We start from the raw sequence: 14,867 nt of genomic DNA, 5'->3' as shown, positions 1-14,867 counted from the left end.
GGCGAACAACTGCCGTGAGCAGCAGCTCTACTTCCCAGTTCGGACAGAACCAGTGGTTGGTTGACGAGATGTACCAGCGGTTCCAGGACGATCCGTCGTCCGTGGACGCCAGCTGGCACGAATTCTTGACGGACTACTCCCCGGAGGCGGCGGTCGCAGGTGGCGCGAACGGTGCCACGCAGACCCAGCGTCCGGCGCAGAGTTCCGCTCCGACCTCCACCGAATCCGCTCCCGCCTCGAAGGCCGCCCCGGCCGCGGCTCCGCCGAAGGCCACCCCCACCCCGCCGAAGGCCGACACCGCCCCGGCCAAGCCCGGCACCGCCCCGGCCAAGCCCGCTCCGAAGCCGGCCGAGCCCGCCGCCAAGCCGGCAGCCGCCAAGGCGGCCCCCGCGAAGCCCGCCGCCAAGCCGGCTCCCGCGAAGCCCGCCGCTTCGGCCCCTCAGGAAGAGTCCAAGGTTCTCCGTGGCGCTGCCGCTGCCGTCGCGAAGAACATGAACGCCTCGCTTTCGATCCCGACCGCCACCAGTGTGCGCGCCATCCCTGCGAAGCTGATGGTCGACAACCGGATCGTCATCAACAACCACCTCGCCCGTACCCGCGGCGGCAAGGTCTCGTTCACCCACCTGCTCGGCTACGCCATCGTGCAGGCGGTCAAGGCGTTCCCGAACATGAACCGCCACTTCGCCGAGATCGACGGCAAGCCGAACGCGGTCACCCCCGCGCACACCAATCTCGGTCTGGCCATCGACCTGGCCGGCAAGGACGGCAACCGGTCGCTCGTCGTCGCCGCGATCAAGAACTGCGAGTCGATGAACTTCGCGCAGTTCTACTCCGCGTACGAGGACATCGTCCGTCGCGCGCGCGACGGCAAGCTCACCGCGGAGGACTTCTCCGGGGTCACCATTTCGCTGACCAACCCGGGCGGTATCGGCACCGTGCACTCGGTGCCGCGGCTGATGCCGGGCCAGGGCGCCATCATCGGCGCCGGCGCGATGGAGTACCCGGCCGAGTTCCAGGGCGCCTCCGACGAGCGCATCGCCGAGCTCGGTGTCGGCAAGCTCATGACGCTGACCTCCACCTACGATCACCGCATCATCCAGGGCGCGGAGTCCGGCGACTTCCTGCGGACCGTCCACAACCTGCTCATCAGCGACGATTTCTACGACGAGATCTTCCACACGCTGCACATCCCCTACGAGCCGGTCCGCTGGCGCAAGGATGTGCCGGAAGGCGCCGTCGACAAGAGCACCCGAGTCCTCGAGCTGATCGCCGCCTACCGCAGCCGCGGCCACCTGATGGCCGACACGGATCCGCTGCAGTTCGTCAAGGACAAGTTCCGGTCCCACCCGGACCTCGACGTCACCACGCACGACCTGACGCTGTGGGACCTCGACCGCGAGTTCAACGTCGGTGGGTTCCACGGGCAGCAGCGCATGAAGCTGCGCGACGTGCTGTCGGTGCTGCGCGACGCCTACTGCCGTCACGTCGGCGTGGAGTACACCCACATCCTCGACCCCGAGCAGCAGCAGTGGCTGCAGGAGCGCGTCGAGGCGCACCACGTCAAGCCGACCGTGGCGCAGCAGAAGTACATCCTCAGCCGCCTCAACGCCGCCGAGGCGTTCGAGACGTTCCTGCAGACCAAGTACGTCGGCCAGAAGCGGTTCTCGCTCGAGGGCGCCGAGTCGGTCATCCCGATGATGGACGCGATCATCGACCAGGCCGCCGAGCACGAGCTCGACGAGGTCGCCATCGCGATGCCGCACCGCGGCCGCCTGAACGTGCTGGCCAACATCGTCGGCAAGCCGTACTCGAAGATCTTCACCGAGTTCGAGGGCAACCTGAACCCGGCCGCTGCGCACGGATCCGGCGACGTGAAGTACCACCTCGGCGCCGAGGGCAACTACATCCAGATGTTCGGCGACAACGACATCAACGTCTCGCTCACGGCGAACCCGTCGCATCTCGAGGCCGTCAACCCGGTCCTCGAAGGCCTCGTGCGCGCCAAGCAGGACATCCTGGACAAGGGTGAGGGCGGCTTCACCGTCATGCCGCTGCTGCTGCACGGTGACGCGGCATTCGCCGGTCAGGGTGTCGTGGCCGAGACCCTCAACCTCGCGCTGCTGCGCGGCTACCGCACCGGCGGCACCGTGCACATCGTCGTCAACAACCAGGTCGGATTCACCACGGCCCCTGAGCACTCGCGGTCGTCGGAGTACTGCACCGACGTCGCGAAGATGATCGGTGCGCCGATCTTCCACGTCAACGGCGACGACCCGGAGGCGTGCGTGTGGGTGGCCCGCCTCGCCGTGGACTTCCGCGAGAAGTTCAACAAGGACGTCGTCATCGACATGATCTGCTACCGCCGTCGCGGGCACAACGAGGGCGACGACCCGTCGATGACGCAGCCGGCGATGTACGACGTGATCGACACCAAGCGCAGCGTCCGCAAGAGCTACACCGAGTCCCTCATCGGTCGTGGCGACATCTCGCTCAAAGAGGCCGAGGACGCGCTGCGCGACTACCAGGGCCAGCTCGAACGGGTCTTCAACGAGGTCCGCGAGCTCGAGAAGTTCAAGCCGGAGCCGTCCGAGTCGGTCGAGCTCGACCAGACGCCGCCGGCGAAGCTGACCACCGCCGTCGACAAGTCGGTGCTCGAGCGGATCGGCGACGCGTTCGTGAACGTCCCCGAGGGCTTCTCCGTGCACCCGCGCGTCAAGCCGGTCGTCGAGAAGCGTCGCGAGATGTCCCGTGAGGGCCACATCGACTGGGCGTACGCCGAGCTGCTCGCGTTCGGTTCGCTGGTCGAGCAGGGCGCGCTGGTGCGTCTGGCCGGCCAGGACTCGCGCCGCGGCACGTTCACCCAGCGTCACGCAGTGCTCATCGACCGCAAGACCGGCGCCGAGTACACCCCCCTGCAGCAGGTCGCTGCCGAGGGCGGCAAGGGCGGCAAGTTCATGGTGTACGACTCGGCGCTCACCGAGTTCGCGGGCCTGGGCTTCGAGTACGGCTACTCCGTGGGCAATCCGGAGGCGCTGGTGCTGTGGGAGGCGCAGTTCGGTGACTTCGTCAACGGCGCGCAGTCCATCATCGACGAGTTCATCTCCTCCGGCGAAGCCAAGTGGGGCCAGCTCTCCGACGTGGTGCTGCTGCTGCCGCACGGCCACGAGGGCCAGGGCCCGGACCACACGTCGGGCCGCATCGAGCGGTTCCTGCAGCTGTGCGCGGAGGGGTCGATGACGGTGGCCATGCCGTCCACCCCGGCGAGCTACTTCCACCTGCTGCGCCGGCATCACCTCGACGGGATCCGCCGTCCGCTGGTGGTGTTCACGCCGAAGTCGATGCTGCGCAACAAGGCCGCGCTCAGCAACCTCGAGGACTTCACCAGCGGCAAGTTCCGCTCGGTGTTCGAGGAGCCGCTGTACGAGAGCGACGGCGGCGACCGCGAGAAGGTCACCCGCGTCCTGCTGACCTCCGGCAAGCTCTACTGGGAGCTGAAGGCAAAGAAGGACAAGGAGAAGCGGGACGACGTCGCGATCCTGCGGATCGAGCAGCTGTACCCGGTGCCGCGCCGCCGTATCGCCGAGGCACTCGACCGGTACCCGAACGCGCACGAGTTCTTCTGGGTGCAGGAGGAGCCGGCCAACCAGGGCGCGTGGCCGTTCCTGGGCCTGGCGCTGCCGGAGATGCTGCCCGAGAAGCTGTCGGGCATCAAGCGGGTGTCGCGCCGCGCGATGTCGGCGCCGTCGTCCGGGTCGAGCAAGGTGCACGCTGTCGAGCAGCAGGAGATCCTGGAGAAGGCGTTCGGTCAGTAGTCACCGGCGGTACCCCGCGGTTCTCACACGAGCCGGGTCGCGCTTGCCCCTTCGGGGCGGCCGGCCCGGCTCGCGCCGTTTCCTACGTCCCAGCGTCATGACCGAATGTGACATCCGGTCGATTCGATCGACCGAATGTGACATCCGGTCCGCCGGCAGCCAGGGCGAGCGCCGGCAGGGCCGCGACGGCGAGGTCCACGAACTCCTCGCGGCTGAGCTGCGGATCCCGCAGCCAGGCGATCGTGGTGTCCTCGACGAACGCGATCCAGCCGCGCACGGCCAGGGCGACGGCGGGGCCTGCGTCGATGCCGATGCGGGGCAGGTGCGCGACGGTGCGTTCGACCATTGCGGTGCGGGTGTCCTCGAACACCTGCCGCATGTCCGGATCCCCGCTCGCGGTGCCGCGCAGCATCGACAGGTAGGTGTCGCGGTGGTCGGTGACGTAGTCGACGTACGCGACGATCGTGCCCCGCAGCATGTCCATCGGTTCGAGGCTGTCGTCGGGTGCGGTGCGCTCGAGCATGTCGCGGCTGGTGTGCCGGACGAGTTCGACGTGGAAGTCGTGCTTGGACGCGAAGTAGTGGAACAGCAGCCCGCGCGACACCCCGGCCTGATCGGCGATCTCCTCCACGGAGATCTGCTCGAGCGGCCGTTCGGCGAGCAGTTGCACGCCGAGGTCGACGAGCTGGGCCCGGCGCTCGGCGGGACTGAGCCTGGTGCGCTTGACGATGTTGCCCTTCACAGGTGCCATGCAAGCATTCTTGTTGAATCGCAGTCAACAGCTATTGACCGCCACTCAATATGGCCCTACGCTCATTTACATGAGTCTTCCGGTTACAGACACCATCGCCACCGATGCGCACCCGCGTCAGGTCGACACGCTGATCATCGGCAGCGGGTTCGCCGGACTCGGCGCCGCCGTCCGGCTGACGCAGGCCGGCAAGGATTTCGTGGTCCTCGAACGCGGATCGGAGGTCGGCGGCACCTGGCGCGACAACACGTACCCGGGCGCGGCGTGCGACGTTCCGTCCAATCTGTACTCCTACTCGTTCGCCCTGAACCCGGGCTGGACGCGGTCCTTCTCCCCCCAGCCCGAGATCCAGGCCTACATCGCTTCGATCGCCGACAAGTACGACGTGCGCCGCCGCACCGTCTTCGGCTGCGACGTGCAGACCGTCCGCTGGAACGACACCACCCACCGCTGGGACGTGCGGACCACCAAGGGCGCGTTCGATGCCCGGATCGTCGTCTCCGCCGTCGGCGCGCTGTGCGAACCGGCGCTGCCCGACATCGAGGGCATCGACCGGTTCCGGGGCGAGATCTTCCACTCCGCCCGGTGGAACCACGACGCGGACCTGAGCGGCAAGCGCGTCGCCGTGATCGGCACCGGCGCGTCCTCGATCCAGATCGTGCCCGCGATTGCCGGCAAGGTCGCCCACCTCGACGTCTACCAGCGCACCGCACCGTGGGTGCTGCCGCGCGCCGACCGCGAGTACACGCCCGTCGAGCGGCTCGCGTTCCGCCACGTGCCCGGATTCCAGCGCCTGTCCCGCGCCCTGCAGTACCTCACCCGCGAGACACAGGTCGTCGGTCTCGCCAAGGCACCGGCGTTCATGAAGCCGCTCGAGCTCGCCGCCCGCACGCACATCCGCCGCCAGATCGCCGATCCGGAACTGCGCCGCAAGGTCACCCCGGACTTCCAGATCGGCTGCAAGCGCATGCTCATCTCGAACAACTACTACCCCGCGCTGGCCCGGCCGAACGTCGACCTGGTCACCGACGGCATCGCGGAGGTCACGGCGGACGGCATCGTCACCCGCGACGGCACCACCCGGCAGGTCGACGCCATCGTCGTCGCGACCGGCTTCCACGTCACCGACTCGCCCACCTTCGCCGGCGTCTTCGGCAAGGACGGCCGCAGCCTCGCCGACGTCTTCGACGCCACCGGGATGCAGGGATACAAGGGTGCCGCCGTCGCCGGCTTCCCCAACCTGTTCTTCCTCGTGGGACCGAACACCGGCCTGGGCCACACCTCGATGGTGTACATGATCGAATCCCAGCTCAACTACGTCGTGGACGCGATCGAGACCATCGACCGCCATCGGATCGGCACCGTCGAGGTGCGTCCCGAGGTGCAGGACGACTACAACCGCAACCTGCAGGCCGCCCTGAAGCGCAGCGTGTGGAACAACGGCGGCTGCGCGAGCTGGTACCTCGACAAGCACGGCAACAACACCACCCTGTGGCCGAGCTTCACATTCGAGTTCCGCCGCATCACCAAGCATTTCGATCTGGATGCCTACCGCAGCGTCGCTGCGGCAGACCTCCCCCCGGTCCCGGCGCCGACGCCGTCGGCCGTTCGCGACACCGAAGAGACCGACGCCCGGAAGGTGGCAGCACAGTGAGCGAGTTCGCAGGAAAGGTAGCCGTCATCACCGGTGCCGGATCGGGCATCGGCCGCGCTCTGGCGCTCGAGCTCGCCCGGCGCGGCGCCCGGCTGGCCCTGTCCGACGTCGACACCGTCGGGCTGGAGGAAACCGCGCGCCGGGCCCGTGACCTCGGCGCCGAGGTCAAGGCCGACCACCTCGACGTCACGCAGCGCGAGGCGGTGCTCGACTACGCCGAGGCCGTCGCCGCCCACTTCGGCCAGGTCAACCAGATCTACAACAACGCCGGCATCGCCTACCACGGGGAGTTCGAGCGCTCGGAGTTCAAGGACATCGAGCGAATCATGGACGTCGACTTCTGGGGCGTGGTCAACGGCACCAAGGCGTTCCTGCCCCACGTCGTCGCGTCCGGCGACGGCCACGTCGTCAACGTCTCGAGCCTGTTCGGGTTGCTGTCCATCCCCGGTCAGAGCGCCTACAACTCCGCGAAGTTCGCCGTCCGCGGCTTCACCGAGTCCCTGCGCCAGGAGATGCTGATCGCCGGGCACCCCGTCAAGGTCAGCTGCGTCCACCCCGGCGGCATCAAGACCGCGATCGCCCGCAATGCAGCCGTCCCGGACGGCGACGACCAGGAGTCCTTCGCCCAGTTCTTCGACCGCAAGCTGGCACGCACCAGCCCGGAGGACGCGGCCCGCACCATCGTCGAGGGGGTGCGCAAGGGCCGGCCCCGGATACTCGTGGGCGCCGACGCGAAGTTCCTGGACGCCTGGGTGCGCGCGGTGGGTCCGTCCTACCAGCGTGTCGTCGCATTCGTCAGTGGCCGCTTCGTGCCCAGGGGCTAGGGTCGCGGTCATGCCACAGCTCCCCCTGCCCGTCGTGCGGGCCGCGTTGCGTCCGGCGTACCGGCTCGCTCTCAACGCCCGGCTGCCGTACTCCGTCCAGCGACGGCTGCTCGAGCTGGTCGCGCCGATCCAGACCCTGCCCGAGGGCACGGTGGTCCGGCAGGTCACACTCGCGGGGAGGCCGGCCGAGCGCGTCACCGTCGGCGCCACCGAACGTCCCACCGCGGTGCTGTACCTGCACGGCGGCGCGTACACGGTGGGTTCACCCGCCACGCACCGGTCCCTGGCCGCGCACCTGGCCGCGGCCTCGGGTTCGGCGGTCTACGTGCTCAACTACCGGCTGGCTCCCGAGCACCCCTACCCCGCCGCCCTGGACGACGCGGTCGGTGCGTACCTCGAGCTGGTGACCGAGCACGGCGTGACCCCGGGAACCGCCCCGATCGCCGGGGATTCGGCCGGGGGCGGGCTGGCGGTCGCGACGGCGCGACGGCTGATCGACCGGCACGGGGTCCGGCCCGCCGCCCTGGGCCTCGTCGCCCCCTGGGCCGACCCCGGCTCGCGCGACTTCCCGTTCGACCGGGACACGGTCCTCAACGCCGCCTGGATCTCGGCCTCGGCCCGCGCGTATCTCGGCGGCCACGACGCCGCCGACCCCGGCTACGCGCCCCTGCGGGGGGACCTGAACGGGCTGCCGCCGACGCTGATCCACGTCGGCACCGGCGAGATGCTGTACCCGCAGGTCAGCGAGTTCGCCCGCGAGCTCCGCGACGCGGGGGTGGAGGTGACGGTCACCGAGCAGCGCGACCTGTGGCACGTGGCCCATCTGCAGGCCGCGCTGGTGGGCGAGGCCGCCGACGCAGTGGCGCAGCTCGGCGGCTACCTGCGTTCACACGTGCTCGGTGAGCCACGCCTGCGCGACGGCCGCTGAGTCCTCGCCGCCGTCGATCCGGCCGAGCATCTCGGCCAGGTCGGCGGTGGTGAGCTCCCCCGCGACGAGGCTCAGGGCTTCGAGCTGACGTTCCCCCAGCGCGTGTTTGCGGAATACGGGGACGACGTTCTGGGCAGTGAACACCGGTGGCTCCGTGACGGTTCCGTCCTCCGGCCCGGTTCCGGGCGCGCGGTCCGGTGCGTCCTCGAGCGCGACTCCTGGTGCGTCGCGCGCGACGACCGAGGTGGTGGTCAGCGCGGCCGCGCTCCCCTCCTGCGTGACCGCGCGCAGCGCCACATCGCCGTCGCCTTCTTCGACGCGACCTGGGACGCAACCTCTTTCGGCCATGTCCCCCAGGCCGTCGTTCGTCTCGAACCCGGCGGTCACCGTCACGGTCAGCTCGCCGCACCGGCCGAGGATTCCGGTCAGCTCGGTGGTGCCGAGCCGTTCCGCCGTGGCGTCGGACACGACCAGCATCGAACGATCCTGGGCGGCAGCATAATCCGTGATCGCCAGGTCCTCGGGCAGGGAACGGGCCAGGGCCTCGAACACGTCCTCGGCGTCCGTGTCCGGGGCAGCCGGAGCGAAGTACCTCAGCAACCGGCCGGTGTAGTCCGGCACGAGGGTCACCTCGGCCGCGTCCAGCGCCGCCAGGTACCCGGCACGATCACCGAGCCCGGTCCGCAGTTCGGTACGGGTTCCGCTCCCGGCCAGGGCACCGGCGTAGATGCGGGCCAGCAGCTCGCTCGCCACGCCGTCCCCGGCTCCGACGACCACCGTGGCGGTGTCCGCCGACTCGTCGAGAACCGACGGGCCGCACCCGGTCAGCACCGCGACGGCGACCGTCAGCCCGGCCACCGTCCGTCCGAATCCCCCGCCGCGCCGTCCCCGGCTCCTCACGTTCCACACGTTGCCCATCCTCGCGCATCCCCGGAACGCCGAACGCCCCGGCCGGAACCTGGGTGCGGGCTCCGGACGGGGCGTGCGGTCGATCGCGTCAGTCGGTGACGCCCTCGGCCCGTGCCGCGGCCGCGACGGCCTCGGCGACGGCGGGCGCCACCCGCGGATCGAGAGGGCTCGGGACGATCTTGTCCACGGCCAACTCGTCACCGACGACCGAGAGGATGGCCTCGGCGGCGGCGAGCTTCATGCCCTCGGTGATGCGCCGGGCACCGGCATCGAGCGCGCCCTTGAACACACCGGGGAAGGCCAGCACGTTGTTGATCTGGTTCGGGAAGTCGCTGCGCCCGGTCGCCACGATCGCGGCGTGCTTGGCGGCGATCGTCGGGTGGATCTCCGGGTCCGGGTTCGACAGCGCGAACACGATCGCGCCCTCGGCCATCTCCGCCACGATCTCCTCGGGCACCGTGCCGGCCGAGACGCCGATGAACACGTCCGCGCCGCTCAGGGCCTCGATCAGCCCACCGTGCCGGCCGGCGGGGTTGGTCCGCGCGGCCAGATCGATCTTGACCTCGTTCAGGTCGGTGCGATCGGCCGAGACGATGCCCTTCGAGTCCAGCACGGTCACATCCGCCGCACCGGCGGCGAGCAGGATGTTGGCCACCGCGACGCCGGCGGCACCGGCACCGGAGATGACGATGCGCAGGCCGCTCAGCTCCCGGCCCTGCACCTTGGCCGCGCCCTTGAGCGCGGCGAGCGCGACGATCGCGGTGCCGTGCTGGTCGTCGTGCATGACCGGGCAGTCCAGCGCCTCGATCACGCGCTTCTCGATCTCGAAGCAGCGCGGGGCGGAGATGTCCTCGAGGTTGACCGCACCGAAGCTCGGCCGCAGCCGGATCAGCGTCTCGACGATCTCGTCGGGGTCCTTGGTGTCGAGGACCAGCGGGATCGAGTTCAGGCCGGCGAACTTCTTGAACAGCGCGGACTTGCCCTCCATCACCGGCAGCGACGCGCGCGGGCCGATGTCACCGAGGCCGAGGACGGCCGAGCCGTCGGAGACGACCACGACCAGGCGGTTGGTCCAGGTGTAGCGGTCGGCGAGCGTCTCGTCGGCCGCGATCGCGCGGGAGACCTGCGCGACGCCGGGGGTGTAGGCGATCGACAGGTCCCGCTGCGTCTCCAGCGGTGCCGTGAGCTCGACGGACAGCTTGCCGTCGACGTGGCTGCCGAAGATCTCCTCGTCGGTCAACTCGACCTTCTGGGGGGTAGGTGCATCAGACACGATTGACACGATGACACTCCTGCTCGAGCCGGAACCACTCGGGTTCCGGTTACTGCGAAGTAGCTGCGCGACAGACTTCAGGCGCAGTGCTTCGCCAAGGACATTTCGGTGAAGCTTCCGGGCGCGATCACGGTTACCGCTGTACAACGCTGTACGACTTCCGGAGCGTGATGGCGCCGAGGCGGGTGAGCCCTGGCGACGAGCCCTCTACAGGGTCTGCCATCTTCGTCCGGCTTCGGGGCGGTGGCACCGACGCCGGATTGGGGAAAAGTTTGCCACCTTCACAAGCCAACAATCAAATCGGTATTTCTTGCGAATGTCTCACGATTTTCGCCGCTCACCTGTGAGTTTGGACAGCCGAGCCGCAATGTCGACCCGAGGATCGGGGTCGTTCCGAGGCAAAAGCCCGAGATCTCGACCGGTTACCAACCGGTAACGGACGGGGTCCGAACGTCAGCCCCACCACTGGGTGAACATCAGGACCGCACCCGTGAGATAGACCACACCCGCGGCCGCGGCGGCGGCGAGACCGTGCCGACGGTCCGCGAACAGCTGCGCGGCCGTCACGACGATCGCCGCGACGACGTGCGCGGACAGCGACGCCGAGCCCGGTCCCGGGAAGTCCCGCTTGTCCCCGAGGTACTGCGCCACCCAGACCACCACCGTCAGGACGATCACCGCGCCGCACACCACCCCCGACAGCGCCCGCAATCCCCGCACGACGAACCCGTCCCGTCTCGGCGTCCCACCGCGGGACGCTGTCGCCGGGGGTGTCTCGTAGGGGTCGCGGCCGGAGCGGTAGGCGGGATCGTCGTAGTAGTCGTCGTGTCCGGCGGCGCGGTCGTCGCGGCGCGCCGGGCGGCCCCAGGTGCTCATCCCTCGAGCACCTCGATCCCGGTGGCCCGCGCCGTCAGCGCCTCGAACGCCTCGGGGTCCGTCGTGTACCGGCCGAGCGGGACGGCCTTGTTGCCGCCGTGGTAGTCGGACGACCCCGTGACGAACAGATCGAGCTTCGCCGCCAGGTCTCGCATGAGCTGCGCGTCGGCAGGATCGTGGTCCGGATGGTCCGCCTCGAGGCCACCGAGACCCAGTTCCGCGAGTTCCTCGATGTGGTCGAGTGCGAGCAACCGGCCGCGGGATCGAGCACGGGCATGCGCGACGACGGTGACACCGCCGGCGTCGGCGACCATGCGCACGGCTTCCGAGAGCGGAGTGTCCGCCTTGGTGACGTAGTAGCGGCCCCGCGACGACAGCAGGTCCGCGAACGCGGCCTCGATGCTCGGCACGACCCCCGCCTCCACCAGGGCGCGCGCCAGGTGCGGCCGCCCCGCCACCGGGCCGGCGGCGGTGACGATCCGTTCGGGATCGACGGGCAGACCGTCGTCGGCCATCCGCTCCGCCATCGTCCGGATACGGGCCACCCGCTCCCCTCGCAGGCGCTCCCGCTCGACCGCGAACGCCTCGTTCCGCGGGTCGAACAGGTAGGCGAGCAGATGCACCGCGACGGGCCGTCCGTCCTCACCGCGCCCGGTGCACGACATCTCCATGCCGCGGATCAGCCGCAGCCCCGCAGGCAGCGCGTCGGCCGCCGCGTCCCAGCCGGCGGTCGTGTCGTGGTCGGTCAGGGCGACCGCGTCGAGCCCGGCGTCGGCCGCGGCACGGACGAGTCCCGCCGGGGAGTCGGTCCCGTCGGAAGCCAGCGAGTGGGCATGCAGGTCGATACGCACCCCACCAGTGTGTCAGGTCCCGTCGTGCGGCCCCGGCGGGCGGCCCGGGGCGGGTTAGCATGACGCTGCGACCGCCCGGACGGGCCGGAGCGTGCTGCGCGGAAGGGAACCGATGTCGAACCTGCCCTCGCACCCGTCGCGCCGGACCGGTGCCCCGGCGTCCACCCTGCGCGTCCCCGCGGAGCGGGCCGTGGTGGACTGCGCCGTCTACGTCGACGGGGTCCGGCTGCCCGGCCGCTACGCCCACGACGCGGCGCTCGAGGAGGTGCGCCGACGAGGCGCCGGCTTCGTGTGGCTCGGCCTGCACGAGCCCGACGAACAGCAGATGACGAGCGTGGGCCGCACGTTCGGGCTGCACGAACTGACGGTCGAGGACGCCGTGCACGCGCATCAGCGACCCAAGCTCGAACGCTACGACGACGTGACGTTCCTCGTGCTGCGCACCGTGAACTACGTCGAACACGAATCGGTGACCACGACCAAGGAGATCGTCGAGACCGGCGAGATCATGCTCTTCTGTGGCCGGGACTTCGTCGTCAGCGTCCGCCACGGCGAGCACTCGGGGCTGGCGGACGTGCGGCATCGGCTCGAGGACGCCCCGGAACGCCTCGCGCTCGGTCCGTCGTCGGTGCTGCACGCCGTTGCCGACCATGTCGTGGACTCGTACCTCGCCGTGGTCGACGCCGTGCAGCCGGACATCGACGACCTCGAAGAACTGGTGTTCACGCCCGACACCCGCATCGCGGTGGAGCAGATCTATCTGCTCAAGCGGGAGATCGTCGAGCTGCGGAGGGCGGTACTCCCGCTCGCATCGCCGCTGCGCCAGCTGACCCGCGGCCCCGGCAACCCGGTACCCAAGGAGGTGCGGCGCTACTTCCGCGACGTCGCCGATCATCACACCAAGGTGGCCGAGCGCATCGCGGACTACGACGAGACGTTGAGCACTCTCGTCGATGCCGCGATCGCCAAGGTGACGGTGCAGCAGAACACCGACATGCGCCGGATCTCGGCGTGGGTGGCGATCGCGGCCGTGCCCACCATGATCGCCGGGATCTACGGGATGAACTTCGACAACATGCCCGAACTGCACTGGGAGCACGGCTACTTCGTGGTCGTCGGGGCGATCGTGGTGATCACCGTCGGCCTGTTCGTCACCTTCCGCCGCAACAAATGGCTCTGATCACCGCGGCGCGGGAGCGCCTGGCGCCGGCCGCTTCCGCAGGGCACCCTCGCGGGACGTGGGTACTCGCGGCGGCCCTCGTCCTGATCGTCCTGCAGCTGACGGTGCGCTCAGTGCTCGCGTTCGGTGGGCAGTTCTACTGGGACGACCTGATTCTGGCCGGACGGGCGGGCCTGCACCCGCTGCTGTCGTTCGAGTTGCTCGGCTACGACCACGACGGTCATCTCATGCCGGGTGCGTTCCTGGTGGCCGACGTGGTCACGAGTTTCGCGCCGCTGCAGTGGTGGCCGGCGGCCGCGACGCTGGTGGCCGGCCAGGCGTTGGCGTCGCTGGCCGTGCTGCGCGTGCTGTGGTTGCTGCTCGGGCCGCGGCCGGCGCTGCTCGGCCCGCTGCTGTTCTACCTGTTCACCCCCCTGACACTGCCGGCGTTCGCGTGGTGGGCGGCGGGCCTGAACTCGCTGCCGTTGCAGGCGGGTATGGCGTGGGTGGCCGGCGACGCGATCCGGGCGGCGCGTACCGGCCGGCTCCGCTACGCGCTGAGCGGGACGGCGGTCACCGGCGTCGCTCTGCTGTTCTTCGAGAAGTCGGTGCTGGTTCCGGCGGTGGCCTTCGCGACCGTCGCGCTGATGTACGGGCTCGACGGCAACCCCCGGGCGGTGCGCACCGCGGCGAGACGCGCGGCGCCGCTGTGGCTCGGCTCGTCGCTGGTCCTCGCGGCGTGGGCGACGGCGTACCTGTCCCTCGTCGAGTCCCGGTTCGGGGCGCCGACGGCCGACATGGTCCGGGGGCTGACGCACCACGGTGTCTCGTTCGGGGTGCTGCCGGCGCTGCTGGGCGGACCCTGGCGATGGGACCGCTGGAATCCGGGCCCGCCGTGGGCAGATCCGCCGACCGGGCTGGTCGTGGTGGCCTGGGCCGCGGTGCTCGCCGTCCTGGTGTGGTCGCTGCGGCGCAGCCGGCGCACGGGCTGGGTGTGGGCGGCAACGGCCGCCTACGTGGCGGCCTCGACGGCCGCGATGATCAGCACCCGCTTCGGCCCGGACACGACGTACGAACTGGCCCAGACCCTGCGCTACCACACCGACACCGCCGTGGTCGTCGCGATCGGAGCGGCCCTGATCCTGCGCACCCGCCCACGCGACGACCCCCGGCCCTCACCCACGGGACGGATCGTCGCCGCCGGGTGCGCGGTGGCCTTCACGGCGAGCTGCCTGTGGTCCACGGCGACCTTCGCCCGCACCTGGTCCGACAACCCCACCGGCGCCTATCTGGCCGCCGCGAAGTCCGCACTCACCACACGCCCCGATGTGCCGATCCTCGACCATCCCGTGTCGGTGTGGGTGCTCCTGCCGGTCACCCACCCCCACAATCTCCTGAGCCGGGTGTTCTCGTCGCTGCCGGGACGCGCCGAGATCGGCGCCGTCACCACCGAACTGCAGGTGCTCGACGACCGGGGCCGGCTGGTGCCGGCGGAACTCGTCCCGGTGCGGCACGTGCTGCCCGGCCCGGTGCCCGACTGCGGGCATCTGCTCACCGACTCGACGACGACCGTGCTGCCCGCCGACACGGCGCTCGTGGGCGGGGAGTGGACGGTGCAGCTGAACTACCGCGCCTCCGCCGACGGCGAGATCGAGGTGGGGTTTCCCGCCGGCCCGCGGGTGCGGGTGCCGGTCACCGAGGGACTGGGCACGGCCTACGCACGGGTGCCGGGCGCAGGCACCGGGCTGCAGGCCCGCTCGGCGTCGCCGGACCTCGATGTCTGCCTGGCCGGCGGCCCGATCGGGGTCGTCGTCCCGCGCTGACCGGGCC

The 14,867-nt window shown here is 70.2% G+C and carries 11 protein-coding genes; 6 read left to right on the top strand and 5 right to left on the bottom strand.

Annotated elements, in window-relative coordinates; all coding sequences use genetic code 11:
- Nucleotides 1–14: 14 nt before the first annotated feature.
- Nucleotides 15–3,812 (top strand): multifunctional oxoglutarate decarboxylase/oxoglutarate dehydrogenase thiamine pyrophosphate-binding subunit/dihydrolipoyllysine-residue succinyltransferase subunit, encoded by a 3,798-nt coding sequence (locus tag ACM26Y_RS07920; protein WP_081005161.1) that lies wholly within the window; start codon nucleotides 15–17, stop codon nucleotides 3,810–3,812.
- An 82-nt stretch (nucleotides 3,813–3,894) separates the two neighbouring features.
- On the opposite strand, the gene ACM26Y_RS07915 is transcribed toward ACM26Y_RS07920, so the two are convergent.
- Nucleotides 3,895–4,563: a TetR/AcrR family transcriptional regulator gene (locus ACM26Y_RS07915; protein WP_040781959.1), complete on the bottom strand. Its 669-nt coding sequence runs from the start codon at nucleotides 4,561–4,563 to the stop codon at nucleotides 3,895–3,897.
- Nucleotides 4,564–4,633: 70 nt separating this feature from the next.
- On the opposite strand from ACM26Y_RS07915, the gene ACM26Y_RS07910 reads away from it, so the two are divergent.
- Genes ACM26Y_RS07910 through ACM26Y_RS07900 form a run of 3 tightly spaced genes read left to right on the top strand, consistent with a single transcriptional unit; the run spans nucleotide 4,634 to nucleotide 7,969 of the window.
- A complete protein-coding gene (locus ACM26Y_RS07910) occupies nucleotides 4,634–6,217 on the top strand; it encodes a flavin-containing monooxygenase (protein ID WP_416063105.1) in 1,584 nt (527 codons plus the stop codon).
- The gene (locus ACM26Y_RS07905; RefSeq protein WP_289379971.1) at nucleotides 6,214–7,041 is read left to right on the top strand and encodes an SDR family NAD(P)-dependent oxidoreductase; all 828 of its coding nucleotides are present in this window, start codon (nucleotides 6,214–6,216) and stop codon (nucleotides 7,039–7,041) included. The genes ACM26Y_RS07910 and ACM26Y_RS07905 overlap by 4 nt, the downstream gene beginning before the upstream one ends.
- 10 nt (nucleotides 7,042–7,051) lie before the next feature.
- Entirely contained in the window at nucleotides 7,052–7,969 is a 918-nt protein-coding gene (locus tag ACM26Y_RS07900; RefSeq protein WP_416063104.1) for an alpha/beta hydrolase, read from the top strand.
- Here the strand turns inward: ACM26Y_RS07900 and ACM26Y_RS07895 are convergent.
- The 4 genes from ACM26Y_RS07895 to ACM26Y_RS07880 all read right to left on the bottom strand — a co-directional run bounded on the left by ACM26Y_RS07895 (nucleotide 7,928) and on the right by ACM26Y_RS07880 (nucleotide 11,878).
- Nucleotides 7,928–8,887, bottom strand: a complete 960-nt coding sequence (locus tag ACM26Y_RS07895) for a glycine betaine ABC transporter substrate-binding protein (protein WP_371384276.1) — start codon at nucleotides 8,885–8,887, stop codon at nucleotides 7,928–7,930. The two genes, ACM26Y_RS07900 and ACM26Y_RS07895, sit on opposite strands and share 42 nt — an antisense overlap.
- 79 nt (nucleotides 8,888–8,966) lie before the next feature.
- Nucleotides 8,967–10,160: an NADP-dependent malic enzyme gene (locus tag ACM26Y_RS07890; protein ID WP_289379965.1), complete on the bottom strand. Its 1,194-nt coding sequence runs from the start codon at nucleotides 10,158–10,160 to the stop codon at nucleotides 8,967–8,969.
- A gap of 444 nt (nucleotides 10,161–10,604) precedes the next feature.
- The gene (locus tag ACM26Y_RS07885; protein WP_003936114.1) at nucleotides 10,605–11,027 is read right to left on the bottom strand and encodes a hypothetical protein; all 423 of its coding nucleotides are present in this window, start codon (nucleotides 11,025–11,027) and stop codon (nucleotides 10,605–10,607) included.
- Nucleotides 11,024–11,878 (bottom strand): PHP domain-containing protein, encoded by an 855-nt coding sequence (locus ACM26Y_RS07880; protein ID WP_371384277.1) that lies wholly within the window; start codon nucleotides 11,876–11,878, stop codon nucleotides 11,024–11,026. The genes ACM26Y_RS07885 and ACM26Y_RS07880 overlap by 4 nt, the downstream gene beginning before the upstream one ends.
- Before the next feature lie 112 nt (nucleotides 11,879–11,990).
- Here ACM26Y_RS07880 and ACM26Y_RS07875 point away from each other — a divergent pair, with 112 nt between their 5' ends.
- Nucleotides 11,991–13,058 carry a magnesium and cobalt transport protein CorA gene (locus tag ACM26Y_RS07875; protein WP_416063103.1) on the top strand — a complete coding sequence of 356 codons (1,068 nt, stop codon included), beginning with the start codon at nucleotides 11,991–11,993 and terminating at the stop codon, nucleotides 13,056–13,058.
- Nucleotides 13,049–14,860 (top strand): hypothetical protein, encoded by a 1,812-nt coding sequence (locus ACM26Y_RS07870; protein WP_416063102.1) that lies wholly within the window; start codon nucleotides 13,049–13,051, stop codon nucleotides 14,858–14,860. Before ACM26Y_RS07875 ends, ACM26Y_RS07870 begins: the two co-directional genes overlap by 10 nt.
- Nucleotides 14,861–14,867: the final 7 nt, after the last annotated feature.

This window comes from Rhodococcus indonesiensis, assembly GCF_047782815.1.
Lineage (GTDB): Bacteria > Actinomycetota > Actinomycetes > Mycobacteriales > Mycobacteriaceae > Rhodococcus > Rhodococcus indonesiensis.
This window is presented reverse-complemented; position numbering and strand designations above follow the sequence as displayed.

Bases quoted from the DNA above. Each gene is read 5' to 3' on its own strand.
- ACM26Y_RS07870 (WP_416063102.1), top strand. From the start codon at position 13,049: ATGGCTCTGATCACCGCGGCGCGGGAGCGCCTGGCGCCGGCCGCTTCC.
- ACM26Y_RS07910 (WP_416063105.1), top strand. From the start codon at position 4,634: ATGAGTCTTCCGGTTACAGACACCATCGCCACCGATGCGCACCCGCGT.
- ACM26Y_RS07885 (WP_003936114.1), bottom strand. From the start codon at position 11,027: ATGAGCACCTGGGGCCGCCCGGCGCGCCGCGACGACCGCGCCGCCGGA.
- ACM26Y_RS07915 (WP_040781959.1), bottom strand. From the start codon at position 4,563: ATGGCACCTGTGAAGGGCAACATCGTCAAGCGCACCAGGCTCAGTCCC.
- ACM26Y_RS07895 (WP_371384276.1), bottom strand. From the start codon at position 8,887: ATGGGCAACGTGTGGAACGTGAGGAGCCGGGGACGGCGCGGCGGGGGA.
- ACM26Y_RS07900 (WP_416063104.1), top strand. From the start codon at position 7,052: ATGCCACAGCTCCCCCTGCCCGTCGTGCGGGCCGCGTTGCGTCCGGCG.
- ACM26Y_RS07875 (WP_416063103.1), top strand. From the start codon at position 11,991: ATGTCGAACCTGCCCTCGCACCCGTCGCGCCGGACCGGTGCCCCGGCG.